This is a genomic window from Pseudomonas sp. BIGb0176, assembly GCF_024810175.1.
Taxonomy (GTDB): domain Bacteria; phylum Pseudomonadota; class Gammaproteobacteria; order Pseudomonadales; family Pseudomonadaceae; genus Aquipseudomonas; species Aquipseudomonas protegens.
The window spans coordinates 299,095-325,036 of the sequence record NZ_JANUEC010000007.1 but is presented as its reverse complement, the minus strand read 5'-3'; the positions used below and the strand labels follow the sequence as shown (position 1 = coordinate 325,036).

General features: G+C 66.3%; 29 protein-coding genes. 2 read left to right on the top strand and 27 right to left on the bottom strand.

The window, feature by feature from the left end; genetic code table 11:
* Positions 1–138: 138 nt before the first annotated feature.
* Positions 139–1,407 (bottom strand): MFS transporter, encoded by a 1,269-nt coding sequence (locus M2395_RS31580; RefSeq protein WP_053148680.1) that lies wholly within the window; start codon positions 1,405–1,407, stop codon positions 139–141.
* Positions 1,408–1,526: 119 nt separating this feature from the next.
* Between M2395_RS31580 and M2395_RS31575 the strand changes: the two genes are divergently transcribed.
* Complete coding sequence (locus M2395_RS31575; RefSeq protein ID WP_011058831.1) at positions 1,527–2,426, top strand: LysR family transcriptional regulator; 900 nt, start codon at positions 1,527–1,529, stop codon at positions 2,424–2,426.
* Here the strand turns inward: M2395_RS31575 and M2395_RS31570 are convergent.
* The 23 genes from M2395_RS31570 to M2395_RS31460 all read right to left on the bottom strand — a co-directional run bounded on the left by M2395_RS31570 (position 2,394) and on the right by M2395_RS31460 (position 22,265).
* The gene (locus M2395_RS31570; protein ID WP_015633873.1) at positions 2,394–2,885 is read right to left on the bottom strand and encodes a hypothetical protein; all 492 of its coding nucleotides are present in this window, start codon (positions 2,883–2,885) and stop codon (positions 2,394–2,396) included. The two genes, M2395_RS31575 and M2395_RS31570, sit on opposite strands and share 33 nt — an antisense overlap.
* 191 nt (positions 2,886–3,076) lie before the next feature.
* Positions 3,077–3,523: a hypothetical protein gene (locus M2395_RS31565; RefSeq protein WP_015633874.1), complete on the bottom strand. Its 447-nt coding sequence runs from the start codon at positions 3,521–3,523 to the stop codon at positions 3,077–3,079.
* Positions 3,524–3,585: 62 nt separating this feature from the next.
* Positions 3,586–4,035, bottom strand: coding sequence for a hypothetical protein (locus tag M2395_RS31560; RefSeq protein WP_011058834.1), 450 nt, complete (start codon positions 4,033–4,035; stop codon positions 3,586–3,588).
* A 25-nt stretch (positions 4,036–4,060) separates the two neighbouring features.
* The gene (locus M2395_RS31555; RefSeq protein ID WP_011058835.1) at positions 4,061–5,287 is read right to left on the bottom strand and encodes a beta-ketoacyl-ACP synthase; all 1,227 of its coding nucleotides are present in this window, start codon (positions 5,285–5,287) and stop codon (positions 4,061–4,063) included.
* Positions 5,287–6,015 carry a 3-oxoacyl-ACP reductase FabG gene (gene fabG / locus M2395_RS31550; RefSeq protein WP_015633876.1) on the bottom strand — a complete coding sequence of 243 codons (729 nt, stop codon included), beginning with the start codon at positions 6,013–6,015 and terminating at the stop codon, positions 5,287–5,289. Before fabG ends, M2395_RS31555 begins: the two co-directional genes overlap by 1 nt.
* A complete protein-coding gene (locus M2395_RS31545) occupies positions 6,012–6,485 on the bottom strand; it encodes a hotdog family protein (protein ID WP_011058837.1) in 474 nt (157 codons plus the stop codon). Before M2395_RS31545 ends, fabG begins: the two co-directional genes overlap by 4 nt.
* A complete protein-coding gene (locus tag M2395_RS31540; RefSeq protein ID WP_019095189.1) occupies positions 6,482–7,678 on the bottom strand; it encodes a beta-ketoacyl-[acyl-carrier-protein] synthase family protein in 1,197 nt (398 codons plus the stop codon). The genes M2395_RS31545 and M2395_RS31540 overlap by 4 nt, the downstream gene beginning before the upstream one ends.
* The gene (locus M2395_RS31535) at positions 7,675–8,160 is read right to left on the bottom strand and encodes a hypothetical protein (protein ID WP_015633878.1); all 486 of its coding nucleotides are present in this window, start codon (positions 8,158–8,160) and stop codon (positions 7,675–7,677) included. Before M2395_RS31535 ends, M2395_RS31540 begins: the two co-directional genes overlap by 4 nt.
* Positions 8,157–8,918: a class I SAM-dependent methyltransferase gene (locus M2395_RS31530; RefSeq protein WP_019095190.1), complete on the bottom strand. Its 762-nt coding sequence runs from the start codon at positions 8,916–8,918 to the stop codon at positions 8,157–8,159. The genes M2395_RS31535 and M2395_RS31530 overlap by 4 nt, the downstream gene beginning before the upstream one ends.
* Positions 8,915–10,162 (bottom strand): NAD(P)/FAD-dependent oxidoreductase, encoded by a 1,248-nt coding sequence (locus M2395_RS31525; protein ID WP_123431215.1) that lies wholly within the window; start codon positions 10,160–10,162, stop codon positions 8,915–8,917. The genes M2395_RS31530 and M2395_RS31525 overlap by 4 nt, the downstream gene beginning before the upstream one ends.
* Positions 10,149–11,339 carry a sodium:proton antiporter gene (locus M2395_RS31520; RefSeq protein ID WP_123431214.1) on the bottom strand — a complete coding sequence of 397 codons (1,191 nt, stop codon included), beginning with the start codon at positions 11,337–11,339 and terminating at the stop codon, positions 10,149–10,151. The genes M2395_RS31525 and M2395_RS31520 overlap by 14 nt, the downstream gene beginning before the upstream one ends.
* Positions 11,333–13,675, bottom strand: a complete 2,343-nt coding sequence (locus tag M2395_RS31515) for an MMPL family transporter (protein ID WP_123431213.1) — start codon at positions 13,673–13,675, stop codon at positions 11,333–11,335. Before M2395_RS31515 ends, M2395_RS31520 begins: the two co-directional genes overlap by 7 nt.
* Positions 13,659–14,339 (bottom strand): outer membrane lipoprotein carrier protein LolA, encoded by a 681-nt coding sequence (locus M2395_RS31510; protein ID WP_123431212.1) that lies wholly within the window; start codon positions 14,337–14,339, stop codon positions 13,659–13,661. The genes M2395_RS31515 and M2395_RS31510 overlap by 17 nt, the downstream gene beginning before the upstream one ends.
* Positions 14,336–14,761, bottom strand: a complete 426-nt coding sequence (locus tag M2395_RS31505; protein WP_011058845.1) for a thioesterase family protein — start codon at positions 14,759–14,761, stop codon at positions 14,336–14,338. The genes M2395_RS31510 and M2395_RS31505 overlap by 4 nt, the downstream gene beginning before the upstream one ends.
* On the bottom strand, positions 14,754–16,298 hold the full coding sequence (gene hutH, locus M2395_RS31500; protein ID WP_123431211.1) for a histidine ammonia-lyase: 1,545 nt from the start codon (positions 16,296–16,298) through the stop codon (positions 14,754–14,756). Before hutH ends, M2395_RS31505 begins: the two co-directional genes overlap by 8 nt.
* Entirely contained in the window at positions 16,279–17,235 is a 957-nt protein-coding gene (locus tag M2395_RS31495; RefSeq protein WP_123431210.1) for a glycosyl transferase, read from the bottom strand. The genes hutH and M2395_RS31495 overlap by 20 nt, the downstream gene beginning before the upstream one ends.
* Positions 17,232–17,966 (bottom strand): glycosyltransferase family 2 protein, encoded by a 735-nt coding sequence (locus M2395_RS31490; RefSeq protein WP_015633886.1) that lies wholly within the window; start codon positions 17,964–17,966, stop codon positions 17,232–17,234. Before M2395_RS31490 ends, M2395_RS31495 begins: the two co-directional genes overlap by 4 nt.
* A 65-nt stretch (positions 17,967–18,031) precedes the next feature.
* Entirely contained in the window at positions 18,032–19,705 is a 1,674-nt protein-coding gene (locus M2395_RS31485) for an AMP-binding protein (protein WP_053148695.1), read from the bottom strand.
* Positions 19,702–20,247, bottom strand: a complete 546-nt coding sequence (locus tag M2395_RS31480) for a membrane protein (protein ID WP_011058849.1) — start codon at positions 20,245–20,247, stop codon at positions 19,702–19,704. Before M2395_RS31480 ends, M2395_RS31485 begins: the two co-directional genes overlap by 4 nt.
* Positions 20,244–20,498 carry an acyl carrier protein gene (locus M2395_RS31475; protein WP_011058850.1) on the bottom strand — a complete coding sequence of 85 codons (255 nt, stop codon included), beginning with the start codon at positions 20,496–20,498 and terminating at the stop codon, positions 20,244–20,246. The genes M2395_RS31480 and M2395_RS31475 overlap by 4 nt, the downstream gene beginning before the upstream one ends.
* 9 nt (positions 20,499–20,507) lie before the next feature.
* A complete protein-coding gene (locus M2395_RS31470) occupies positions 20,508–20,780 on the bottom strand; it encodes a phosphopantetheine-binding protein (RefSeq protein WP_011058851.1) in 273 nt (90 codons plus the stop codon).
* Positions 20,749–21,570 carry a 1-acyl-sn-glycerol-3-phosphate acyltransferase gene (locus M2395_RS31465; RefSeq protein WP_011058852.1) on the bottom strand — a complete coding sequence of 274 codons (822 nt, stop codon included), beginning with the start codon at positions 21,568–21,570 and terminating at the stop codon, positions 20,749–20,751. The genes M2395_RS31470 and M2395_RS31465 overlap by 32 nt, the downstream gene beginning before the upstream one ends.
* Positions 21,546–22,265 carry a beta-ketoacyl synthase chain length factor gene (locus M2395_RS31460; RefSeq protein ID WP_011058853.1) on the bottom strand — a complete coding sequence of 240 codons (720 nt, stop codon included), beginning with the start codon at positions 22,263–22,265 and terminating at the stop codon, positions 21,546–21,548. Before M2395_RS31460 ends, M2395_RS31465 begins: the two co-directional genes overlap by 25 nt.
* A gap of 345 nt (positions 22,266–22,610) precedes the next feature.
* Between M2395_RS31460 and M2395_RS31455 the strand changes: the two genes are divergently transcribed.
* Positions 22,611–23,381, top strand: a complete 771-nt coding sequence (locus M2395_RS31455) for a ParA family protein (protein ID WP_011058854.1) — start codon at positions 22,611–22,613, stop codon at positions 23,379–23,381.
* A 51-nt stretch (positions 23,382–23,432) separates the two neighbouring features.
* Here the strand turns inward: M2395_RS31455 and trxC are convergent, their stop codons facing one another.
* From trxC to M2395_RS31440, 3 genes are all read right to left on the bottom strand, one after another.
* On the bottom strand, positions 23,433–23,867 hold the full coding sequence (trxC, locus tag M2395_RS31450; RefSeq protein WP_015633888.1) for a thioredoxin TrxC: 435 nt from the start codon (positions 23,865–23,867) through the stop codon (positions 23,433–23,435).
* Between the two features lie 99 nt (positions 23,868–23,966).
* Entirely contained in the window at positions 23,967–24,917 is a 951-nt protein-coding gene (locus M2395_RS31445) for a hypothetical protein (protein WP_230493584.1), read from the bottom strand.
* Positions 24,918–24,943: 26 nt separating this feature from the next.
* Positions 24,944–25,888, bottom strand: a complete 945-nt coding sequence (locus M2395_RS31440; protein WP_011058857.1) for a hypothetical protein — start codon at positions 25,886–25,888, stop codon at positions 24,944–24,946.
* Positions 25,889–25,942: the final 54 nt, after the last annotated feature.

The following is a 25,942-nucleotide window of genomic DNA, read 5'->3' as shown; positions in this document are numbered from 1 at the left end:
GCGCACGCCTTCGCTGGCAAGCCAGCTCCTACAGGGGGCGGCCAGCCAGATTCGCTCGGTGTAGGAGCCAGCTTGCTGGCGAGAGGGCCCTCAAGACCTGCGCCTGCCTGGCGGAGCACTTCGCCGGCAAGCCTGCTCCTACAAAGGGGGGAGTTTGGCGAGTTTCATGGCGATCAACAGGGCTCCGATCAGCAAGGCGCCGATAAACAGGCCGATGCCGTTCCAACCCGCCAGGTGCCAGAACACCCCGCCGGCGGTGCCGGCAATGCTCGAGCCGGCGTAGTAGCTGAACAGGTACAGCGACGACGCCTGGCCCTTGGCCTTGGTGGCGCGACGGCCGATCCAGCTGCTGGCCACCGAGTGGGCACCGAAGAAGCCGAAGGTGAACAGCAGCATGCCGATCAGCACCAGGGACAGCGGGGTCAGCAGGGTCAGGGCGATCCCCGCCAGCATCAGCACGATGGTGCCCCAGAGCACCCGGCGCCGGCCCAGCTGGTCGGCCAGGGCGCCGATCTTCGCCGAGCTGTAGATGCCCGAGAGGTACACCACCGACAGCATCCCGACCCAGGCCTGGCTCAGTTGATAGGGCTCGGCCAGCAGGCGGTAGCCGATGTAGTTGAACAGGGTGACGAATGCCCCCATCAGCAGGAAACCTTCGAGGAACAGCCAGGGCAGGCCGGCATCGCGAAAGTGCATGGCAAAGCCGTCCAGCAGGCTGCGCGGGTGCAGCGAACGGGGACGGAAATTGCGCGATTCGGGAAGGATGCGCCAGAACACCGCGGCAGCGATCAGTGCCAGGCCGCCGATCACCAGCATCGCCGTGTGCCAGCTGACGAAGTCGATCAGCACCCCGGTGATCAGTCGCCCGCTCATGCCGCCGATGGCGTTGCCACCGATGTACAGGCCCATGGCCAGGCCGATGTGCTGGGGGTGGATCTCCTCGCTCAGGTAAGTCATGGCCACCGCTGCCAGCCCGCTCAGGGACAGGCCCACCAGCGCGCGCATCAGCAGCACCCCGTGCCAGCTCGGCATCAGCGCACTGGCGATGGTGCACAGGGCGGCGGCCAGCAAGGCGGCGACCATCACCGGCTTGCGACCGATGCGGTCGGAAACCGGCCCGGTGATCAACAACCCGATGGCCAGCATGCCGGTGGCGACCGAGAGGATCAGGCTGCTCTGGGCGGCATTGATGGAAAAGTCCCGGGACAGCAGCGGCATCATCGGCTGTACGCAATACAGCAGGGCGAAGGTGGCAAAACCGCCGGAGAACAGCGCCAGCACGGTGCGCATGAACATCGGCGTGCCTTTTTCGATGTAGGCCTCGTTGAGCTGGGCGACCACCTCGTCCAGGGGCGTGGCAGGGGGTTCGTGGGCGGAGGGGGCAACAGCGGCAACAGCGGATTTCACGGGGGACCTCGGGGGAACGCAGCCGGTCAGGCAATGGAAAAAGCATATAGCTGGCTAATGATTCTTTCCAATATATTGTTCGACCTGTTTGATAGGTTTTAAGACTTAATGAGGCCCTCATGGAACTGCGTCACCTGCGCTACTTCATCGCTGTCGCCGAAGAACTGCATTTTGGCCGTGCAGCCCAGGTGCTGGGCATCTCCCAACCGCCCCTGAGCCAGCAGATCCAGGCGCTGGAGCAGGAGGTGGGGGCGCGCCTGTTCGAACGCACCAATCGTCGGGTCGAGCTCAGCGAGGCCGGGCGCCTGTTCCTGGAAGAGGCGCGGCTGGTACTGGCCCAGGTGGACAAGGCGGCGGACGTGGCGCGGCGTGCGCAGCTGGGCGAGCTGGGGGAACTGAAGATCGGCTTCACCTCGTCGGCGCCCTTCAATTCGACCATTCCCCAGGCGATCTTCGCCTTTCGCCAGCGCTTTCCCGCGGTACACCTCAAGCTCAAGGAAATGAGCAGCACCCAGGTGGCCGAGGCCCTGGTGGACCAGGCGATCCAGGTCGGCATCATGCGGCCCTTGCCCCTGCCGGATTCGCTGTCGGTGGTGGAGCTGCTGCGCGAGCCGCTGGTGGCGGTGCTCAGTTCCAAGCACCCGCTGGCCAGTGGCAGCGAAGAGGGGCTGCACCTGGCGGAGCTGGCCCATGAGCCCTTTGTGTTTTTCCCCCGCAGCTATGGCAGCGGCCTGTATGCGCAGTTGCTGAGCCTGTCCCGGGATGCCGGCTTTACCCCGCATTTCGCTCAGGAGGCGGCGGAAGCCATGACCATCATTGGCCTGGTGGCGGCGGGGTTGGGGGTGTCGGTGCTGCCGGCGTCCTACCAGCGCATGCGCATCGACGGCGTGGTCTATCGCCGCCTGCTGGACCCGGCGGCGATGTCGGCGGTGTGGCTGGTGCAGCGCAAGGATCAGGCTTCGCCCATGGCCAAGGCCTTTGTCGAGCTACTGACGCGCAAGACCGGGGCTACGCCCTGAGGGGCTGTTGGGCCGCACCGGGGCCTGCAGGTTCACTAGGTCGCCGCGCAGGGCCACTCCGGCCATCAGTACCCCGGCATGGCATTCGTAGGTGTTGAGGTCCTTGCGCACGTGGTGCTTGTAGTAGCTGACGATATTGGTCACTGCGTTGGCGCCGACCCGCTTGGCTGCGGCTTGCAGGGTGATCAGGGCCGACTGCAGGGCCCATTCGCAGGCGGCGATATCGCTCTTGTTGAAAGCGTTGGTCTTCTTGTTGGTGGTGACTTCGGTGAGCCGCACCTGGAGCACTGGCGGAAGTGGGTTGCCGGCCAGATGGAAGCTCACGCTGCCATCCAGGCGCCCGGCGCGCTCGGCGTCGGCCACGACTTTCTCGAAGGGCATGTACATCAGGTTGGTGGCCTGGCTGGCGGGGCTCAGGGTCGTTAGCAGGGCCAGGGCAATCAGTGCTTTCACTTGCATGGTCGGCTCCTTGACGGACGTGAAAGGGGCGCCACTGTCACGCCGGCCGATGCCCGATCGCGCCACTTGGCTCCCGCAGGCGGCGGTCACCCGGCCTGCTGTTGCGAGTGTAGACGGCGATTGGCGCGCTTTCGGAAAATCCCGGAAACGCAAAGGGCGCCCCAGGCGCCCTTTGCGTTGTCAGTCGCAGGTCACTGGACCTTGGACAGATCCCCGCGCAGCGCTACACCAGCCATGATGGCGCCGGCATGGCACTCATAGGTGGTGGCGTCCTTGCGCTCGTGGCTCTTGTAGAAGCTGGCAATGTCGGTCACGGCGTTGGCGCCGACTTTCTTCGCAGCTTCATGCAGGGTGATCAGTGCCGACTGCAAGGCCCACTCGCAGGCCACCTGGTCGGCCTTGCCGAAGGCATTGGTCTTCTTGTTGGTCACGGCGCCGGGGCTCAGCACGCTGACCTTGCCGGCCGGCTTGTTGCCCGCCAGGTAGAACTTCACGCTGCCGTCGATCTTGCCGGTGCTGATGGCCTCGGCCACCACCTTGTCGAAGGGCAGGTACAGGGTGGTATCGCGGGCCTGGCTGACGCCGGGCAGGGTGCACAGCAGCAGGGTGGCGGTGGCCGCCAGTGTCTTCAAACGCATCGCATTCTCCATGACATCAAAGGGGGTGAAGCAGCCCTGTGACCGGGGTCACAGGGAAGGGCTCATTGTGCGGCCGGGAAGCTCTTGGCCGCGGCATCCGACAGCTGTTGCGCGGCCCGCTCGTTCTGGTTGTCCCGCAGTTCGCGCAGGATTCCCTTGTCCAGCAGGCGCACCCAGCGGATGTAGTTCTTGTGGATCTTGCCGTCCTTGTAGTCCATGTCGCGGCTGTCGCGGTAGACGATCTTGTAGTAGCTGGCGGAGTACTGGATATCGATCTCCGCGTGGAACTGTTGACGCACGGTGATCTCGGCCTGGATCAGCTCCGGGCTGATGCGCTGCACGGTCCACTTGCGGGCTACGAGGTTCTTCAGGATCGCCTGCTTGACCTGCTCCTGGTCGGCCTGGATGGTGGCCGGGAGCACCCGGTTGGGGGTGTACATGCGCTTGCTGGTACAGGCGGTGACGCTCAGCAGGGCAAGGACGATGAGGGTGGCGCGAAACAGGGAAGACATTCCATTTCTCCAGTGAGGTGAGGCATCAGGACCAGCGGCGGAAGATCAACGAGGTGTTGACGCCGCCAAAGGCAAAGTTGTTGTTCATCACGTATTCGTGGCTCATGGCGCGAAAGCCTCCCTGCAGGTAGTCCAGCTCGCCGCAGCGGGGGTCGACCTGATCCAGGTTGCAGGTGTGCACATAGAGGTCGCGGTTGAGCATCTCGATGCTGAACCAGGATTCCAGCGCGCCGCAGGCGCCCAGGGTGTGGCCGAGGAAACTCTTCTGCGAACTGATGGGCATGCGGCTGCCGAACAGGCTGCTGGTGGCCAGGGTCTCGGCGATGTCGCCTTGCTCGGTGGCGGTGCCATGGCCGTTGACGTAGCCGATGGCCTCCGGGGCCAGGGCCCCATCCTCCAGCGCCAGCTCCATGGCCCGGCGCATGGTGCTCTGTTCGGGGCGGGTGGTGTGCTGGCCGTCGGCGTTGCTGCCGAAGCCGACGATTTCCGCGTGGATGCGCGCGCCACGGGCCAGGGCGTGCTCCAGCTCCTCGAGCACCAGCATGCCGCCACCTTCGCCGATCACCAGGCCGTCACGGCCGCTGTCGTAGGGGCGCGGGCTGGTGTGCGGCGCATCGTTCTTCAGGCTGGTGGCATACAGCGCGTCGAACACCATGGCTTCGGTGGGGCACAGTTCCTCGGCGCCGCCGGCGAGCATCAGCGGCAGGCGGCCGAACTTGATCGCCTCATAGGCGTAGCCGATGCCCTGGCTACCGCTGGTGCAGGCGCTGGAGGTAGGGATCAGGCGCCCGGTCAGGCCGAAGAAGATGCTGATATTGGCGGCGGTGGTGTGGGGCATCATGCGCACGTAGGAGTTGGCGTTGAGCCCCTCGGCCACCGAGTTGAGCAGCATGTTGCCGAAGGCCTTGATCTCGTCGGTGCTGCCGGTGGAAGAACCACAGGCCACGCCCATGCGCCCGTCCTTGATCGACGGGTCGCCCAGCAGCCCAGCGTCGGCCAGGGCCTGCTCGGCGGCGCCCACGGCCAGGCGCGAAACCCGGCCCATGCTGCGCAGCTGCTTGCGGGTCCAGTGCCCGGGCACCTGGAAGTCATCGATGGGGCCGGCCAGGCGGGTGTTGAGTTCGCTGAACCTGTCCCACTCGTCCATGCGCCGGATGCCGCTGCGGTTGGCGGCAAAGCGCTCGGCGATGCTGGCCCAGTCGCTGCCCAGGGAGGTGATGCCGGCCATGCCGGTGACGACCACACGTTTCATCAGCACAGGCCCCCGTTCACCGACAGCACCTGGCGAGTGATGTAGGACGCTTCGGCGGACATCAGGAAATTCACCGCGCCGGCCACCTCTTCCGGGGTGCCCATGCGCTGCGCGGGAATCATTTTCAGCAGTTCTTCCACCGGCACGTTTTCATCCAGCATGGCGGTGTCGATCAGCCCCGGGGCCACGCAGTTGACGGTGATCTTGCGCTTGCCCAGCTCGATGGCCAGGGCCTTGGCGGCGCCGATCACGCCGGCCTTGGAGGCGCTGTAGTTGACCTGGCCACGGTTGCCGATCAGCCCCGAGACCGAGGTGATGCAGACGATACGCCCGGCTGCGCGGCGGCGGATCATGGGCATCATCACCGGGTGCAGGACATTGTAGAAACCGTCGAGGTTGGTGCGCAGCACCTGGTCCCAGTCCTCTTCGCTGAGGGCCGGGAAGGCGCCGTCGCGGGTCAGGCCGGCGTTGAGCACCACGCCGTAATAGGCGCCATGGGCTTCGACATCGGCCTCCAGGGCAACCCGGCAGGCCTCCCGGTCCGATACATCGAATTGCAGGACGCGGGCGCTGCGGCCCAGGGCCTGGACTTCGCCCCTGACGGCTTCGGCTTCGGTGCGGCCGCTGCGGCAGTGCAGCACCAGGTCATACCCGGCCCGGGCCAGACGCAGGGCGATGGCACGGCCGATGCCACGGCTGGAGCCGGTGACCAGTACGGAGTCAGTCATGACGGTGTTCCTGTAGAAGAGGCAGGTGTTTCATGCAAGTAGTCGGCGGCCTGTGGCGGACGGAACACGTTCAGGCGCGCGCTGGCGGTGATGCCGGGGCCACTGAGGTGGCACTCGAACACGCCCATGCCGTTGTCGTCTTCCAGAGAGCGCAGGGCATGGATTTCCAGGGTGCTGCCGAGGGGGAAGTGCTCGACATTGCATTCGAATTTGCGGGTGCCCAGAAGAAAGCCCAGCTCCACCGGCAAGCCTTGCTGGCGGGCGCGGCAACCGGCGTAGGCGGCCACGCTCTGGGCCATCAGCTCGACGCCGACCCAGGCCGGCAGGCTGCCGTCGGGGCGGTTGAACAGGCCACCGGGGCGAACTTCGAGGCGGGTGCGGATCTGTTCTTCATCAAAGGCCAGGACCTGATCGATGAGGATCATGTCCCCGGCGTGGGGCAGCAACTCGGCGAGCGGCCAGTCAATCATGGGGCGTCTCCGATAATCAGGCTGACGTTGTTGCCGCCGAAGGCGAAGGAATTGCTCATCAGGCGGCGCGGTGCGTGGGGGGCCAGGCGATCGTCCGGGGTGACCCAGCGCAGTGGCGGCAAAGACGGGTCGGCCTGGGCATCCCAGACATGGGGCGGCAGCGCCAGGCCGGGGTTGTCGGTACTCAGGGCCAGCCAGCAGAACGCCGCCTCCAGGGCCCCGGCGGCCCCCAGGGTATGGCCGCTCATGGGTTTGGTCGAAGAGCAGGGCACGCCTTCGGGGAACAGCTGGGCAACGGCCAGGCTTTCCATCGCGTCGTTGTGCTGGGTGGCGGTGCCGTGCAGGTTCAGGTAGCCGATCTGCTGCGGCTGCAGGCCGGCGCTGCGCAAGGCCTGGCTCATGGCCTGCAGGGCGCCGCGGCCATCGGGGGCCGGGGCGGAAATATGGTAGGCGTCGGAGCTGGCGCCACCGCCCAGCAGGGCAACAGGGGCGTCGCCGGCAGGCTCCCGGCTCATGAGGAACAGCACCGCCGCTTCACCGATGTTGATCCCGTCGCGGTTGCGGGAAAACGGGTTGCAGCGTTGCCCGGAGACCGCCTCCAGGGCTGTGAAACCATTGAGGGTCAGCTTGCACAGGCTGTCGACCCCGCCGCATAGCACGGCGTCGCACAGGCCCAGGTCGAGCAGGCGCCGGGCACTGATCAGGGCCCGGGCGCTGGAGGTGCAGGCGGTGGAAATCACATAGGCCGGGCCGCAGAGTTGCAGCCATTGGGCGAGGAAGTTCGCCGGGGCGCTGAGCTCCTGCTGACGGTAGTCGTAGCCCGCCGGGAATTGCCGGTCCTGCAGGTAACGGGCGATGCCCCGGCTGGCTTCGTCGATGCCCGACGTGCTGGTGCCCAGGACGATGCCGATGCGGCCATGGCCGTAGCGCTGGATGGCCTGCTGGATGTCGCCTTCGATCTGCCGGGTGGCCTCCAGCAACAGCTGGTTGTTGCGGCTGTTCTGGGCTTCGAGGCCCGCCGGCATGCCCGCCAGCGGGCTGCGCACTGCCGCCACCGGCAAGGTACGCTCGGGCACCCAGTGGCTTTCGTCGCGCATGCCCGAGCAGTCGCCGGCAAACAGGCTGCGGGCGACTTCCTGGCGATTGCGGCCCAGGGCGCAGATCACCCCGAGGGCGTTGAGGTAAGCCGTCATGGCGTGGCCTCGGTGCTCAGAGCCGTGATGTGGTAGTGCGGGCCTTGGGGCAGGTTCAAGGTGAAATCCAGAGCGTGTTGATAGTCGACTCGCCAGCGCGGGCCGAGGGTACGTTGGGCGCCCTGTTGCCGGGCGTGCGGATAATTGGCCTGCAGTTCGGCCACAGGCGTCAGGGCGAACAGCAGGGCCGCGAACAGCTCCCGGGCCTCCGGGTTGGGTGGCAGCAGGCCGTCGGCCTGCCAGTGTCCGCCCACCAGGCGCTGACGGGCCTGGGGAATGCCCAGCGGGTCCATCAGCGACCAGCGCAGGTCCGGGCCTTCGGCCTGGATCACCAGCAGCCAGTCCTGGCGCTGGTCCTGAAGCTGGCGCTGTACGTGGAGCTGCAACGGCAGCACCAGCGAGGGCGTGCGCTCGGGCAGCGGAGCCTGACTGACGCAAGCGCTCAGCAACAGGACACAACCGAGCAGCAGGGCACGGATCATTCGGACGGACCTTCCTCGGCAACAGGGGGAGCGAGCGGCTTGCGGGCCACCACATTGACCAGGGTTTCCTCGCGCTGGCCCACCGGCGGCGGCTGGCGCAGGCCGAAGCGCTCCAGCAGGCCGAAGTCCTTGGCGCGACTCCACCACAGGTAGGGATAAGACACGTTCTGCGGGCCGAATTCAAAGCCCTGCTGACGAATCATCTGCAGGTACTGGGCGGCGCTTTTCTGCACATGCATCGGATGGCGGAACAGCCAGCGGATCACCCAGGTGTCGATATAGGCCTCGGTGGATTCGGCAAACAGCAGGTAACCCCCGGGCTTGAGCACCCGGTAGAACTCGGCCAGGGCTTTTTCCTGTTCCACCAGGTGGTGGAAGGTCTGGTGGCAGAACAGCAGGTCGACGCTGGCGTCGGCCAGTTCCAGGGTCGCGCAGTCGCTGCCGATCAACTCCACCTGCATCTGCTGGCGCCGGGCTTCCTCGGCGCTGAGCTTGAGGCTGTGGGGGTCGGCGTCCAGGCCGATCAGGCGCTGCGGGGCGAACACCTGGCGCAGGTACTGGAACGACTTGCCCTGGCCGCAACCGGCGTCCAGCAACACCGGATGCCGGGGCAGCTCGCCATCGAACAGCGAGCGCAGGTCATTGATCGCCACCCGCAGCACATGGTGCTGCCAGGTGTGGCTGCGCAGGAACCAGAAGCCGAAGCGGGTTTCCTCGACGTAGCTGTCACTCAGGTACTGGCTGGTTTGCTCACTCATGCGCGGTCCCTCGCACAGACTTCCGAGAGGGCCTTGAGCCGGCGCTTGGGCTCGCTGACGAAAGGGTTGCGTTCATCCCAGGCATAACCGGCGAGGATCGAGCTGATCATGCGGCGGATTTCCGGGGAGCTGCCCGGATGGTAGATCACGTCCTGGAAAGTGCCGGCGTACCAGCCCTCGACGTAGCAGCGGAAGGTGTCCACGCCGCGTTTCAGCGGTTTGGCGAACTCCGTCGCCCAGTCGACGCCCTGGCCCTGCAACTGCCGGTGCAACACGGCGGCGGCCATGCTCGCGGAACGCATGGCGATGGTCACCCCGGAAGAGAACACCGGGTCGAGGAATTCCGCGGCGTTGCCCAGCAGGGCGAAGCCCGGGCCATGCAGGGTGCTGACGTTGGCCGAGTAGCCGCCGATGGTCCGCGCCGGGGTGTCCCACTCGGCGTATTGCAGCACCTTGGCCAGGCTCGGGGTTTCGCTGATGAAGCCCCGCAGGCAGGCGTCCAGGTCGCCATCGCGCCCGGCGAAATGCTCTTGGGCGGCCACCACCCCTACCGAGCAGCGGCCGTTGCTGAAGGGGATGCTCCAGAACCAGATGTCGCGGTGCTCGGGGTGGGTGGTGATGAGGATCTTGTTGCGGTCGAAGTGCTCGCAGTCGATGCGGTCTTCGACATGAGTGAACACCGCTCGGCGTACCGGAAAGTTCGACGGCGCTTCCAGTTCCAGCAGGCGCGGCAGGACCCGGCCGTAACCGCTGGCGTCGAGGATGAAGTCGGCTTCGATGCGGTACTGGCTGCCGTCTTCACGGCGGCAGTCGAGTTGCGGCAAGGGCCGCTCCACCTCCACCGCGACAATCTCTTCGCCGTAGCGGATCTCCACCCCTTGCAGGGCGGCCTGGTCGGCCAGCAGCTTGTCGAAGTCGGCGCGCTGCACCTGGAAGGTGGTGGGCTTGCCATTGCTGAAGGTGTCGCCGAAATCGAAGGTGCTGTAGTGCTCGCCCCAGGCGAAGGCCGCGCCGTTCTTGAGCTGGAAGCCGGCGGCTTGCACGGCCTCCAGCATCCCGGCTTCCTCGACGAAATCCAGGCAGTGGGACAGCAGGCTTTCACCGATGGAGAAACGCGGGAAATGTTGCCGCTCGACGATCAGCACGTCGTGGCCCTGGCGCTTGAGTAGCGCGGCCGCGATGGCCCCCGAGGGGCCGGCACCGATCACCACGACTTGGCGACGTTCCATTTCAACTGTTGGCACTGGGGCTCCTTGCCGGTTTGGCGATGTTCAGGTTCAAGGGGGCAGCGTGGGGCGCCGCCTGGGGAGTTCGGTGCATTCCGGCCAGGGCCGGCAGCAGGGTGGCGATCAGGCCCATGAGCATCAGCGCGAAGTACAGCGCCGGGCTGATCAACTGTTGTTGCAGCAGCAGGTTGAGAAAGACGATCTCGCTCAAGCCGCGAATGTTCAGCAGCAGGCTTTCCCGCCAGCGGCTGGCGCCGGTAAAGGAAGCGCCGGCCCAGCCCAGGCCCAGCCAGTTGCCCAGCAGCTTGCTGGCAATCGGCAACAGCAGCAGGGCCGCCAGTTGCACCCAGCCGAGGCTGCCCATGGCGCTGTGCACATCGATCTGCACGATGCCGAAGGTCAGGATCAGCGGGATGGCGATGTAGGTCTGCAAGCGGTTCATCCAGGCAGCCTGTAACGGCAGCACCAGCGCCAGCTTGAGGGCGGCCATGCACAGCAGGTAGCCGATGCCGAAGATCAGCGCATTGAGCCGGTATTGCTCGGCCACCACCAGCAGGCCGAAAAAGCCCAGGCTGTAGAGCAGCGGCTGGCGCAGGCCCAGGCCGCGCAGCACCAGGGGCAGGCAGGCGCCGGCCAGGGGCAGCAGCAGGCTGCTCAGGTGCAGGCTGCCCTGGGCCAGGGCGAACAGGCTCCAGCAGGCCAGGTCGATGAGGATCGCGGTCTGCACCAGGCGCCGGGTGGCGGCGGGCGGGTACTGGATGTGCCGCAGGTACAGGTAGAGCACCGGGATCGCGGTGATGGCGAACAGCAGGCCGACCGCCAGGGAGCTTATCCAGGGTTGCGCCGGCAGCAGCCAGAAGGCGGTGGCCAGGCCGCAGGCGAAGGGAATGCCGAAGCTCGGCACGGCGATCTTCAGGCTCTGGCGGTCCAGGCGCAGGTCGATCACGTCACTGAGGATATGCCCCAGCAGCAAGGCAAAGCTCAGGCTGTACAGATGCTTGAGCCACTGCGGCGAAACCAGCTGCGCACCACTTAGCTGCCAGTGCGGTTCGATCCACAGCAGCATCAGCAGCGGCAGGCCGAAGGTCGCCAGCAGCAGTTGGCTGACAATCGGGATCAGGCCCAGGCGCCGGCCGATGTGGGTGGCCAGGGCAAACAGCGCCAGGGCCAGTAGCCAGAACAGCAGGGTCAGCATGCTGCACGCTCTGTGTCGGGCGCCGGGTGCGGCCTGTGGCCGGCCCAGGGCGCAAGGATGAAGCTGAAGGCCAGCCCCAGGCTGACCGCCAGGCCGAAGTTGCTCACCGCCGGGGTGCTGGAAATGGCCAGCAGGCCGAACGACAGCCAGGTGGTCAGGGCCGCCAGCAGCGTGCCCAGCAGGCTCACCGCGGCGCCGCCGATCTGCTCGCGCATGAGGATCGCGTAGTCGACGCTGATGGCCGTCACCAGCAGCAGGCCGAACAGGCTGAACAGGGTCAGGGGCTGGCCCAGCCAGCCGAGGCTGGCCAGGCTGCACAGGGCTGCCAGCAGGGGCAGGGCCACCAGGCGCAAGGCGCCGCCGAGGCCGAAGGGCAGGATCAACAGCAGCACGATCAGCACGCAGGAGGCCAGCTTGAGTTCGGCGGCGCTGACCTGGGTGGCGGCGAATACCCGGTTCAGCTCACCCAGGCGGTCCACCAGTTGCACCCCTGGCAGATCATCGGCCTGGATTCGCAGCAGGGCGGCGTCGTTCAGCCCCTGCAGGCTGACCATGGCGGCCACGCCGTTGGCGTTGGCTCCCAGCCACAGCGGGCGATAGGGCTCAGCCAGCGGCCCGGAAAGCGCGGCGTCGAGGTCTTCCACCGGCAATTGCTGCAGCTGTTCCAGCTCCGCTTGCAGGGCGGCCAGGGGTACCCCCAGGTCCAGCAGCGGCTGCCAGAAACGCGGCAGCTGCTTGAGGGCTTCGCGCACCTGCTGTTGTTCGGTCGGTTGGCTGAGCAACTGGTTCAGCGACAGGTAGCCCTTGAGCTTGCCCAGGTTCACCAACTGTTGCAGGCGCAGGTCCAGGGCCTCCAGGCGCTCCAGCAGTTGCTGCTGATCGGTGGCGCGCACCAGGAAGAACTGGCTGGTGGGCTGATAGCCGGTGATCCGCGCAATGGCCTGGGCTTCCTGCAGCAACTGCGGCGGTGCACCGACCCATTGGCGGATGTCGTTCTTGCTCTCGAGCTGCCACAGGCCGGCGGCGCAGAACAGCGCCAGCAATACCAGCAGCACCGGGCTGGGCACCCGCTTGAGCAAGGCCGCGCGGGCCTGCAGCAGGGCTTGGGCCACTTGCAGCGGCCATTGCGCCGGGCGCAGTTGCACCCCCTTGAGCAGTGCCGGCAGCAGGCACACCGCCGCCAGGTAGGCGCCCACCAGGCCGGCGGCGGAGAAGACGGCGATCTGGGTCAGGGCCGGGAACGGGGTCCAGGCCAGGGCCAGGTAGCCGATGCAACTGGTGGCCAGGCTCAGGCTCAGCCCCGGCAGGGTCAGGCGCAGGGCCGGCCAGCTGCGCCAGGGTTTCAGGCTCCAGCTCTTGGACAGGTAGTGCAGGGGGTAGTCGACGGCCACGCCGATCAGGCTCGACCCCAGCACCAGGGTCATTACGTGCATGCGGCCGAACAGCGCCACGCAGGCCACGGCGCCGAACAGCATGCCCACCAGCACCGGGACGAAGGCCAGCAGGGCACGCCAGCGGCGGAAGGCCAGCAGCAACAGCAAAAGGATGCCCAGGGTGGCGCCGCCGCCGACCCAGGTGATTTCCCGGGTGGCCTGTTGCTGGCCGTTGGCGGCGTACAGCAAACCGCTGGCGGCCAACAGTTGTACCTGTCGCTGGCTGGCCTGCTCACGGCTGTGGCGCAGCAGGTCAGCCACTTGCAGAGGCAGTTGCATGTCGAAGGCGTTGCCGCCGGTGCGGGCCCGCAGCAATACCCAGTGCTGGCCGTCGGCCTCGGCCACCAGGGCGCCGCTGCCGATGTCCAGCTGCACCGCGCCGTGTTGCGGCTGGCTGTTCTGGATGCGTCCGGTCAGGCCCAGCCAGTCATCCTGGCTGGGCACCAGGGTAAAGCCGCCGAACGGGTCGAACAGGCTCTGCACCCGTTGCTGGATAAACGCCTGGGGCTGCTGGGCCAGTTGCTCGCGATCCTTGGCCCCGAGCATCGCCAGGCGGCCCTGCAACAGTTGCTGGCGCAGCGCCGGCAGGTCGGCCTGGAGGTTCCACTGGACCTTCTCGAACAACCCGCTGGCCTGCCATTGCTCGGCCAGTTGCCGGGCCATGGCCACTGCCTGCTGACGTTCGGCATGCCCCACCAGCACCAGGATTTCCCGGTTCAGCGGTTCCTGCATGCGTTGCTCGGCCTGTTGCTCCAGGGCATCCGGGGCGGTGCCGGGTACCAGTTCCATGAGGTTGGCCGACAGCGGCGCGCCATGGCGCCATTGCCAGGCACCGAGGGCCAGGACTAGGGTCAGCAGAATCAGGAAAAACCGCGGCAGCCAGCGTTCACTCGGCAAAGTCATGTTGCTCCGTTTCACTGAGCGGCTGGGCGCTGCTGCTGTCCTGCATGATCAGCAGGGTGCGGTCGCCCTGGGCTTCCAGCAGTTCGATGCGCTGCACCAGCTCGCCGCCGTCGATGTTGATCTGGTTGAAGATCTGTTTCAGCAGCAGGGAACGGGGGATCAGTTGCAACTGCCAGTTCTGCGCGCTGCCTTGCAGCTTGAGTTCGAAGTCCCGCTGCAGGCCGCTGCTGTCGCCTTGCAGCACAGCGAGGAACAGGCGGTTCTGCTCGGCCCCGGCGCTCTTGCCGGGAAGCATCTGCCAGCCGCCGCCATCGCGCCGGGCGATGCCCTGGGCAGTGATGCGGTAGTCCTGTTGCAACGGGGTCTGCAGCAGCCACAGCAGGCCATGGTTTTTCGCCAGCACGAAGTGACCCTTGCTGGTCAATGGCTGGGGCAGGGCCCGCAGGTGTTTTTCCTGGATGAAACGACCGTGGATCACCTCCGGCCGCGACAGTTGATCGCTCAACTGTTGCAGGTCGAAGGCCTGGGCCAGCCCCGGCACCCACCAGAGCACCAAGAGCGTGGGCGCGAGCTTGCTCGCGAACCGCCGCACCACGGTACGCAGCCTCATGCAGCTGGCAGACAGACCGACCCTCTTGGCGAGCAAGCTCGCTCCTACCTTCATGGCAAGGCCCTCGCGACGGCATCGGTGAAGACCTTGGGCGAGGCCAGTTGCATTTCCCGGCTGGCGATCTCCACGGCCACCTGCACCGAGCTGGCGCGGGTCATGCGCTCGCCCGTGGCCTGGTCGGTGATCAGGTAATTGATCTTCAGCCGGCTTTCCCACTCCACCAGGCTGGCGCGCACGTTCAGGGTCTGGCCGAACACCGCGCCGCGCACGTAGCGCAGTTGCAGGTCGATCACCGGCCAGGCGTAGCCGGATTCGAGCATCTGCTGGTAGTTGTGGCCGAGCTTGTCCAGCAGGGCGCAGCGGGCGACCTCCAGGTATTTGACGTAATGCCCGTGCCAGACGACGTGCATGGTGTCGACGTCGAAGAAGGGCACCTGGATCTGGGTGTCGGCGTGGATCACTCCCTTGCTACGCATGCAGCCTCCAGTGTTGTTCGGCGATGCGTTGCAGGCACAGGCGCAGCTCGCGCTCCAGGGCGCGGTCCTCGATCACCGGTGGGAAGTCCTCGGCCAGTTGCCGGTGCATGGCATCCAGGGCCGGCGGCAACGGCCGGGCATCGGCTTCCTGGCTGCGCAGCCAGACGCCCTGATTGGCTGCGAGCAAGGTGGCGGCGGCCACTTGCTCGGTGAGCTCCAGCACGCGGATCGCGTCCCGGGCGGCGATGGTGCCCATGCTCACCTTGTCCTGGTTGTGGCACTCGGTGGAGCGCGAGAACACGCTGGCCGGCATGGTGTTTTTCAGGGCCTCGGCGGTCCAGGCGCTGGCGCCGATCTGCACCGCCTTGAAGCCGTGGTTGAGCATGGCGCGCTCGGCGCTGGCGCCGGAAAGGTTGCTCGGCAGGCCGTGGTTGTAGCGCACGTCCACCAGCAGGGCCAACTGCCGGTCCAGCAGGTCGGCGACGTTGGCCACCAGGTTCTTCAGGCTGTCCATGGCGAAGGCGATGTGCCCGCCATAGAAGTGCCCGCCGTGCAGCACGCGCTCGGCCTCGGCGTCGATGATGGGGTTGTCGTTGGCGCTGTTGAGCTCGGTCTCGATGAAACCGCGCAGCCAGTTCAGGCTGTCGGCCAGCACCCCCAGCACATGGGGGGCGCAGCGCAGCGAGTAGCGGTCCTGCAGGCGATGCAGGGGCGCGGTCGGCGCGTCGATCGCCAGGTCCTGGCGCAGCCAGGCGGCCACTTGCATCTGCCCCGGGTGCGGCTTGGCGGCGAACAGGCGTTCGTCGAAGTGTTCCGGATTGCCCTGCAGGGCCACCACGTTGAGGGCGGTGATGCGGGTTGCCAGGCGCAGCAGGTAGTCGGCCCGGGCAAAGGCCAGGCAGGCCAGCCCGGTCATTACCGCGGTGCCGTTCATCAGCGCCAGGGCTTCCTTGGGCCGCAGCACCAGGGGTTCCCAGCCCAGCTCGCGGTGCACGTCGGCGGACTCACGCCGCTCGCCGCGGAACATCACCTCGCGTTCCCCGGAAAGGGTGGCCGCCACGTAGGACAGCGGCGTCAGGTCGCCGCTGGCGCCCACCGAGCCCTCTTCCGGGATCAGCGGCAGGATGTCCTGGTCGAGGAAGGCCTGCAGGCGCTCCAGCAGTTCCACGCGCACCCCGGAAACCCCGTGGCACAGCGACTGCAAGCGCGCCGCCAGCACCGCGCGGGTAGCCTGGGCGTCCAGCAGCTTGCCCAGGCCGCAACCGTGGAAGGTGTACAGATGGCGCGGCAGCGCCTCGACGTGCTGCAGCGGCACCGCCACCACGCAAGAGTCGCCGTAGCCGGTGGTCACGCCGTAGATCACCCCTTCCTTGTCCAGCAGGGAATCGAGGAACTGCGCGCCCTTGGCGATCCGCTGGCGCCAGGCGGCGTCGCCTTGCAGGCGCGTCGGCACCTGGCGGTTGGCCAGGGCCAGCACGTCTTCGATGCGCAGGGGGTGTTCGCCGAAGGTTACCGGCTCATGGGTCGAGGTCGTCATCGGTCTTCCAGAATGGGTAAAAGTTGAACCATTGTTGCGGGGCTTGCAGGCAGTACTGGCCCAGGCGCTCGGCGTAGCGGGCGGTCCACTGGGCGATCACCTGCTGGCGGTCATTGCGTTTCCACTGCACGGCGTCGGCGAAGGGCTCGAGGATCACCTGGTAGCGGCCTTGCTGTTTCAGGCACAGCAGCAGGTTGACCGGGCACTTGAGCAGCCCGGCCAGCAGCCAGGGGCCCTGGGGGAAGGCGGCCGGGTGGCCGAGGAAATCCACCCGCACGTTGCGCCCGCCGTGCAGCGGCACGCGGTCCCCGGCAATCGCCAGCCATTCGCCGCGGTCCAGGCGCTGGCTCAGTTGCAGCATGATCGCCGGGTCCAGCTCGCTGACCTGGATCAGCCGCAGGTTGCTGGCCCCGGCTTCGCCCAGCAGGCGGTTGAAGCGTTCGGCGTGCTTGGTGTGCACCAGCACATTCATGGTCACCTGCTCCCCCAGCTCGGCCAGGGCCCGGCAGACTTCCAGGTTGCCCAGGTGCGCGCCCACCAGCATCTGCCCGCGTTCGCCGCGCAGTTGGTGGCGCAGTTGCGCCGGGTCGAGGATCTCTATCTGTTCGATGCGCAGTTTGCCGTTCCACACGTCGAGCTTGTCCAGCAGGGCATCGGCAAAGGCCATGAACTGGCCGAACACCCGCCAGTGGCCGGGGCGCAACTCGTCGCGCCCGCTCCATTGGGCCAGGTGCTGCTGGTACTGCCAGATGCTGCGTCGGGCCCGGCGGCCGAACAGGAAGAAGTAGAACACGATGGCGTACAGCACCGGGCTCAGCAGCCGGCGCCCCAGCACCCGCACGCCCAGGGCGGTGAGCTTCATCAGCCAGAAGCTGCCGCGCTCCTGATGGCCGGCCCAGTGTTCGTTGCCGGGCTCCTTGGGTTGCTCCTGGCTCATGGACGCCACCGGCGCCAGAGGATCAGCGGCAGGCGCGCCAACATGCCGAAGAACAGCTTGGCGTGCATCTTCGAGATCAGCGCGTTGTCATGGAACAGGCGAAAGTGCGAGAGGCCGTCCTGGGGATAGTGGACCCGGGTCGGCAGCCAGCGCATGGGCTGGTTGCGCCAGGCCAGGCGCACCAGGATCTCCGGATCGAAGTCCATGCGCCGGCCCAGTTGCACCGAGTCCAGCAGGGCCAGGGTCGGTGGCAAGGGGTAGACCCGGAAGCCGCACATGGAATCGGGAATCTGCAGTGACAGGCTGTTGATCCAGACCCACACGTGGGTCAGGTAGCGGGCATACAGGCGCCCCTTGGGCACGCTGGCGTCGTACTGTGGATAACCGCAGACCAGCGCCTCGGGGTGGGCCTGGGAGTGCTGGATGAAGTTATCCACATCCGTGAGGTCGTGCTGGCCATCGGCATCGACTTGCAGGGCATGGCTGAAGCCCAGCTGCGCCGCTTCGCGCAGGCCGGCCATGACCGCGCCGCCCTTGCCCTGGTTGATCGCCAGGCGGATCAGGAACACCTGGTCGAGGCCGGCCAGTTGCTCCAGCACCGCCGCGCATTGGGGGCTGCTGGCGTCGTCCACCAGGACACAGGGCAGGCCGCGGGCCAGGAGCGCCTCGACCACCGCCGGCACGGCGGTTTCATGGTTGTAGACCGGGATCACCGCGCAAGGCTTATGCATGGCAGCGGGCCCCTTCAGCGTAGGCGCTGGCTTGCCAGGGAATCCCGGGCGCGACGCCGTACAACTTATCCACAGCTGGCCTCCAGGACGATCCGCCCGCTGGAGCAGGGAGCCCCGTCATTGAGGTAGGCGAAATACAGTTTCTGGCGCTGGGCATCGAAACGCAGGTTCAGCTGGATGCGGTCGCCGGGGCGTACCAGTTGCTGGAACTTCAGCACTTCCATGCCGGCGAAGCGGCCCGGCAGCTCCAGCAGTTGCTGGCCCAGGGCCAGGGCCCAGTCCACCTGCACCACCCCCGGCAGCACCGGGGTCTGGGGGAAGTGCCCGCTGAAGTACGCCAGGTCCGGCGGAATGGCCAGTTGCAGCTGCCACTCCTCCTCGTGCTGCCGTTGCTCCAGCACTTCCGGGGCTTGCGGGCGTGGAGCCAGCAGCAGGGCCTGGACTTGCGCCTGGGGCAGCTTGCCCTGGCTGTTCAGCGGCAGTTGCCGCACCAGGCGCCAGCGCCGGGGCAGGGCCAGGGCTTCGCAATGCCCGGCCAGATGCTGGCGCAAGGCCTGGGTCAGGTGGCGCCGGCCCTGGTTGCGCAGGGCATGCAGGCCGGGCTCGCTGAGCACCAGCAGGGCGCCGAGGTAGGCGCGGTTGTCTTCGATCACCCCGAGCCGCGCTTCCGCCACCCATTCGTGGCTGGCCAGGGCCTGCTCAAGCATGGGCAGGGAAATGCGTTTTTCTTCCAGCTTGACGATGCGATCCAGGCGCCCCAGCAGTTCGAAGCGCCCGTCGGCGGCGATCCGCGCGGCGTCGGCCGTGTGTTCCACATGCCCGGCCGGCAGGTAGGGCGAGGCGATCAACAGCGCGCCGTCGGCATCCTGGCTCAGCCGTACATCGGCGAAGGGCTGCCACAGGCCTGGCCCCTGGCGCCAGGCGATGCCGCCGGTTTCCGAGCTGCCGAGGATTTCCGTCGGCCATTGCTGCAGGCGCTGGTGCAGGCCGCTGGCCGCTTCGGCGGGCAAGGCTCCGCCGGAGGAAAATACCCGCCGTACCTGGCTCAGGGCCGGCCAGTCGAGGTTGTCGCCCATGCGCTTGAGCAGGGCCGGGCTCGCCACCCAGGCAAACGCCGGGCACTCGCGGCTGGCCCGTTGCAGGTCTTCGGGAAATGGCAACTGGCGGCGTACAAAAGGCCGCCCGGCGCACAGTGGCCAGAGCACGCGGAACAGCAGGCCGTAGATGTGCTGGGTGGCGACGCTGCCGATGATCCAGGCCTGGCCCAGGTCGGCGCCCCACAGGTGTTCCAGGGCGACGACCTCGTTGGCCAGTTGCCGCAGGTTCTTCTCGATGCGCTTGGGTTCGCCGCTGGAGCCGGAGGTGCACAGGCTCAACTGGCAGGTGTCCGGGTCCAGCTCGGCCGGGGCCAGGGGGCTGGCCTGCAACTGGTGCAGGGGCGTGTCCTGGTCGGTCAGCCACAGGTCGACTTCGCTCGACCAGCGCTGGCGGGTCTGGGCTTGCAGGTCGGCGGGCAACAGCACGCTGGCCCCGGCACGCCAGGCGCCGAGCAGGGCCACCGCCAGTTCCACGGCGTCTTCCAGGTGCACCGCCAGGCGCCGTACGCCACGGGCTTGCAGGGCAGCGGCCAGGCTCAGGGCCTGTTCCTGCACGGCCCCCAGGTCGATGGCCGGCGCGGCGCTGACCGCTCGCGGCGTATGTAGCTTGAGCAACAGCTGCTCAAGGGGAATCCAGTTCATCTACGGCCTCTTACCCGTTGTCGTAACAGCCATTCAATGGCAAACAGCAGGCCCATCAGCCCGTAGGCGATCAGGCCGTTGTACAACGTCCACCAGCTCAGCGGCGCCCACAGGGTCAGGGCCGCGGCGAGCATTCCGTTACAGAGGAAAAACACGCTCCAGGCGACGGTCACCTGGCGCGTATAACGTATGGCCTTTTCCGGCAATTGCGGCTCGCTGATGCGGGCCAGGCGCTCTGCCACCGGGGGGCCGTATTTCAGGCTCAGGCCGAACAGGCCGAGCATGAAGGCGCTGATCAGCACCGGGTACCAGCGCAGCAGCGCCGGGTTGTCGAACCAGGCCAGCAGCAGGCAGAACGCGATCGCCGCAATGGCCATCCACAGGCTGCCGGGGCGGCGTTCGCCGGTCAGCGCCCGGGCCAGCCACAGGCCGCCCAGCAGCAGGCCGAACTGCCACGGAGCGAAATGCTCCATGCCGAAGTACACCGCGAAGGGGTAGAGCAGGCCGGCCAGCAACAAGCCCAGGCCGATCAGCCGGCTCATGCGGCCGGCTGGACCAGACGGTAGACCGCCTCGACCACGTCGTTGACGGTGCGCACCGACTTGAATTCCTCGGCGGCGATTTTCTTGCCGGTCTGGCGCTTGATGTGGTCGATCAGGTCGACCGCATCGATGCTGTCGATTTCCAGGTCTTCGTACAGGTTGGACTCGAGGCTGACGCGCTCGGGCTCCAGTTCGAAGAGCTCGACCAGGGCATCGCGCAGGGTGTTGAAGATATCGTCACGGGTTTGCATGGTCGGTTCTCAAGCTGCCTGTTTTGCAGTGACGAACGCCGCAAGGCTCGCCACGTTGCTGAAGTGGTTGCGGGTGTCCTTGGCGTCGGCGTCGATCTTGATGCCGTACTTCTTCTGGATCGCCAGGCCCAGCTCCAGGGCATCCACCGAGTCCAGGCCGAGGCCTTCGCCGAACAGCGTCTGGTCGTTGCCGATGTCCTGGGCACTGATGTCTTCGAGGCCCAGGGCGTCGATGATCAGCAGTTTGATTTCAAGCATCAGGTCCGGGTGTGTATCGCTCATCTCTGGCGAGCTCCTTAATGAAAAAATGGTGCAAGTGCTCATTGAGCTTGCGCGAAGCCTGGGGCGCCGGGCCCTGGGCTGCAAAGGTCTGTGGGTCTATATCGGCACCGACGTGAAAACTGAAGTGCACACGGCGTTGCGGGATGCGGTACCAGGGTTCGGCCTTGGTCAGGGTGCTGGGGCTGACCCGGATCACCACCGGGGTGATGATCTTCGCACCGCGCAGGGCAATGGCCGCCGCTCCCCGATGAAAGGCCGGAGCGGCACCCGGCTGGGTGCGGGTGCCCTCGGGAAAGACGATCAGGGTCTGGCCTGCTTGCAGCGCCCCGCAGGCACTGTCGAGCATGTCCATGCTGCCGTCGTTGCTGATGTACTGGGTGGCGCGCACCGGGCCGCGGGTGAAGGGGTTGTTCCACAGGCTCTGCTTCACCACGCAGTTGGCGTCGCGGACCAGGCCGATGAGGAACACCACGTCGATCAGCGAGGGGTGGTTGGCGATGATCATCTGCCCCGGTCGCCCGAGCCGCTCGGCGCCCTGGACCTCATAGGTGAGCACGCCGCTCCTGGCCATGAAGCGGATAAACAGCCAGAACAGCCGGCTGACGGTCTTGCGCGCCCGCTGGCGCTGGCGCTGGGCGTCGCCGGGCAGGCAGGCGAGCAGGGGGAAAATCACCAGGCGCAGGCACAAACCACCTATTCCGAACAGTGCAAAGCTCAGCGCCGTGGCCGTCAGGCGCCAGTAGTAGGCATTGCGGCCCTTGGCGCTCAGTGGTTGCGTTGCCAGGTCCATACACGATTCATCCAGGCATGTTGGCAAAAGGTCTGCGCGCCCAGCAGGGTACGCAGCAGATTCAGGGCGTGGGGCCATTGGGCCCTGGGCGTTTGACCGTCATGGCTGCCCAGGGACAACTGCCAGTCGTCGCCGGGGGTCAGCAGCAGGCCCAGGGCATAGGGAAACGGCACGTCGTCGATCCAGCTGGCATAGGCCTCGGGCGGTTGTTCCTCGGTGATCACCAGCAGTACATGGGGGGCGCCGTCGGCCAGCAGCGTGGCCGCCTCCAGCAGGCCATGCTCAAGGCCATCGCCGGCAGCGGCCAGGGCCGTCATTTCGCTGGTTTCGCCGCGCATGATCGACCACAGGCCGATCACTGCGTTGTGTACCGAGAGGCTGAACTGGGTGGGCGACAACGGTTGCTCGGCGGCCAGGTCGCTGAGAATCTCGAAGGTGCGCGGGGTTTCGCCATGCCGGGAGATGAACACCAGCGGCAGTTGTTCCAGGCCCTCGGCCAGGGGCCAGCCGACGCTGAACGCCATGCGCGCCAGGCGGCTGAGACGGCGTCGCTGCATGGCGGGGAGAAAGGACACATCGGGGGCGGCATCGCTGTTTTCAGGCAGGGCCGGTTGACGGCTCCAGGCCTGCCAGGCGTCCACGCTTTCGAGCCCAGGGGCCCACGCACGCCATTGAGCGATGTTGAACTTGATCACTTGATTTCATCCCGCCCCTGCGGGCTTCCTTGACGCGGCATATCGCTTCGATCGGCGATTGGCCTGAGTGACGCGAAGGCGTCAGTGGCGCGCATTATCCCGGTGCGACTGGCTTGTAGCAAATGCTCCTTGGCCTGTTGGTCGCAAAAGCGAAAAATCCGACGCGATGCGAGGTGTCTTTTTGCCACTATCTGAAGTCTTTCAGTCCCAGGTCGGCCTCGGGGCCGACATTGCCCGGTGTTTGTGCCAGGGCTGCGGGCAAGGAAAATCTGTGTGACAGCAAGGTAGCTAAGGGGCCGCGTGGCCTACTACACTCGGTGATCTTTGATACAGGGAGGTCTAGACATGCGGCGTGTGGTGTTCAATCAGAAAGGTGGCGTGGGCAAATCCAGTATTGCCTGCAATCTGGCGGCGGTCAGCGCCAGCGAGGGCTATCGCACCTTGCTGGTGGACCTGGATGCCCAGGCCAACTCGACCCAGTACCTCACCGGCCTGACCGGCGAGGACATTCCCATGGGCATTGCCGATTTTTTCAAGCAAACCCTGTCGTCCGGACCATTCGCCAAGAAAAACCAGGTGGATATCTACGAGACCCCCTTCGACAACCTGCACGTGATCACGGCCACCGCCGAGCTGGCGGACCTGCAGCCCAAGCTTGAGGCCAAGCACAAGATCAACAAGCTGCGCAAATTGCTGGACGAACTGGCCGAGGATTACGACCGGATCTACCTCGATACCCCGCCGGCCCTGAATTTCTACGCGGTATCGGCGCTGATCGCCGCTGATCGTGTGCTGATCCCCTTCGACTGCGACAGTTTTTCCCGTCAGGCCCTGTACGGCCTGCTGGCGGAGATCGAAGAGCTGAAGGAAGACCACAACGAGGGGCTGGAGGTCGAGGGCATCGTGGTCAATCAGTTCCAGGCCCGGGCCAGCCTGCCGCAGCAGATGCTCGACGAACTGATCAGCGAGGGCCTGCCAGTGCTGCCGGTGTACCTGGGCAGCTCGGTGCGCATGCGTGAATCCCACCAGGCCAGCATGCCGCTGATCCACCTGGACCCACGACACAAGCTGACCCAGCAATTCGTCGACCTGCACAACCTGCTGGAAAACGCCTGACCCTCAAGAGGCCATGAGCGCAGGGTTTGGCCTGCGGCTCTTGGCGCTGCGTCAAATCCCCTGGCTGCGCAGCCAGCTCAACAATTGCGGCAGTGGCAAGGCGCCGCTTTGCCGGGCTACTTCCCGACCGTTCTTGAACAGAATCAGGCTGGGGATCGAGCGAATCCCCAATTGCCCCGCCAGCTGCGGGTTGGCTTCACTGTCCAGCTTGGCCAGGCGGCACTTGCCGCTGAGCTGCGCGGCGGCTTGCTGGAAGACCGGCGCAAAGGATTTGCACGGCCCGCACCAGTCTGCCCACACATCCACCAGCAACGGCAGGTCGCCCTTGATCTGGCTGGCGTAGTCGCCCTGTTTCAAGTCAAAGGGTTTGCTCAGCAAGACCTCGGCCTTGCAGCGCCCGCACTTGGGGTGGTCCCCCAGGCGCTCGGCGGGAATGCGGTTGAGGCCGTTGCAGTGCGGGCAGGGGATCAGCAGTGGGTCGGACATGGTCGGGCTCCGCAAACAGGGTAGAGCGCCTTAGATGGCGGCGCCCGGGGGCAATATCAAGTCGCAGCGGTCGGCCTGGAGCCGTTGCGGCTCCAGGGCTCATGCGCTGGGCGGGGCCAGTTCGACGCTGACCAGGCGGTCCATGGAGCGGCCGATGTAGAAGGTAAAGGGCCGCCCCAGCGCCATGGCCATGCCCTCGCACCTGCCCATGAAGCCGATGTGTTGCAACGGGGAAATCTCCCCGTCCTCGTGGTACTGCAGGCCCAGGGAGCCGACGCTGAAACCGACGCGGTCGGCCCGGCGGTCCGCTCGCGTGTCCCAGGAGGTCTTGATCGCGGACAGCTGGATGCGGTTGTCGAACAGCATCTGGTTGAGCGTGGGGTTGGCGAAAGTGATGTTGCCGAACAAGTATTGCGCCGGTTCGCGCTTGCCGTCTTTCCACTCCAGATACACGTTGTAATCCCCTGTGCCGCTACCGGCCTTGCTGCCCATCTGGCTGAACGGCATGCCCGGCGCCTGGAGGGTGGCCTGGTATTGGCAGAACGCCTCGTTGGGCGTGCCGGTGGCCGCGAGCTTGCCGCTGATCAACTCCTCCATCGAGTAATGAAACAGCACGTCGGCGTATTTCACCGGCTCCAGCGCCAGGGAGAAGCGTCGCGGCAAGGCCATGGCCCTTTTGCGGTACTCGGGGGTGGTGTATCTCCCGGTTTGCGGGGCGATCTCCAGAACGGCTTCGAAGGTGCCGGCTGCGCGTGCCTCGACAATTTCGCTGAACAGCGCTTGCAGGCGCTGGCGCTGGGGTTCGGGCACGCTGCTGTCCAGGCTGATATGCAGGGTCTTGTCGTCCTTGCGGTCCATTTCCAGGCCGATGGCGTCGGGTTCGATGCCGATCCCGGCGGCCATCTGAGTGATGGCCTCTGCGAAGTACGGCACTATCCGGGCCTGCTGGGGGTTACCCACTTCTTCCTGGAAATGCAGGGTGAGGTAGGTCTGCTTGCAGCCGGTCAGCAGCATCAGCAAGAGGGCGGCAGTGGAGAGACGTCGGTTCAATGGAAATCCTCGTCGCATAGTGGCTGTTAGCGGTAATCGACGCTGGTCAGGCGATCCAGGGTCCGGCCCATGTGAAAGGTGAACGGCCGGCCCAGGGCCTGCATCTTCTGGTCGCACAGCGCTTGCAGCTCGTCCTTGCGGGTGTCGAAGGCCAGGGCCGAGGTCAGGGTCTGGACGCCGATGGAGCCGATGACGATGGCGAATTCGTCAAGGGGCACCGGGGCGGGCCGGGTGATCTTCGAGCTGGATGGCCAGGCCTGGACGGTTTTGTGCTGCAGGAGCCGGTTCAGGTCCGGGTCATCGAAATGTACCTTGAGTGGCACCTTGGCAATGCTGCCGCCGCGGGTCAGCAAGGAGATCAGGCCGCGCTCGCTGTTGTCCTGTTCAAGGGCTTCGTAGGCGATCAGTTTCAAGGGCCTGGGCATGGCCAGGCGCGCGGTGATCTTGCAACTGACCGGGCCTTCGATTTCGCTCGCGTTGACGATGGCCTGCATGCTGTCTTCGTAGCTGCGGTCCAGCAGCATGCCGAACTCCGGCTCGAACGCCAGGGTGGCGTCGATGTTGTCCGGCAGGTCGCTGGTGCCGGAAGGGGTGACCTTGGCATGGGCGTTGTCCAGCTCCAGGCGCAGGTTCATCGAGCTGGCATTTCGCGCGCTGACGACCTGTTCGAGGATGGCCTTGAGGCTGCCCCGTTGTTCCGGGCTCAGGGAGTAGTCCACCAGGCGCAGGTGAATGACCTTGTCGTCCTCCTGGTCCCGCTCCAGGGCGATGGCGTCCGGGTCCAGGCCCTGGGCGCCGAGCGCGGTGTAAATGCTGTGTTTGTACGCCTCGTGCACCAACTGGTCGGAGTATTGCGGGCCGGCCTTGGGGTCGGAGCGCACCGACTCCTGGAAGTGCAGGGTGGCGAAGTCTTCCTTGCATCCGGCCAGCGACAGCAGCAGGGGCAACAGCAGCAGGTAGCGACGTTTCATGGCGGACTCTTGCAGGGCAGCGATGGTGGCAGGGCTCGGGGCATGGGCGAGCGG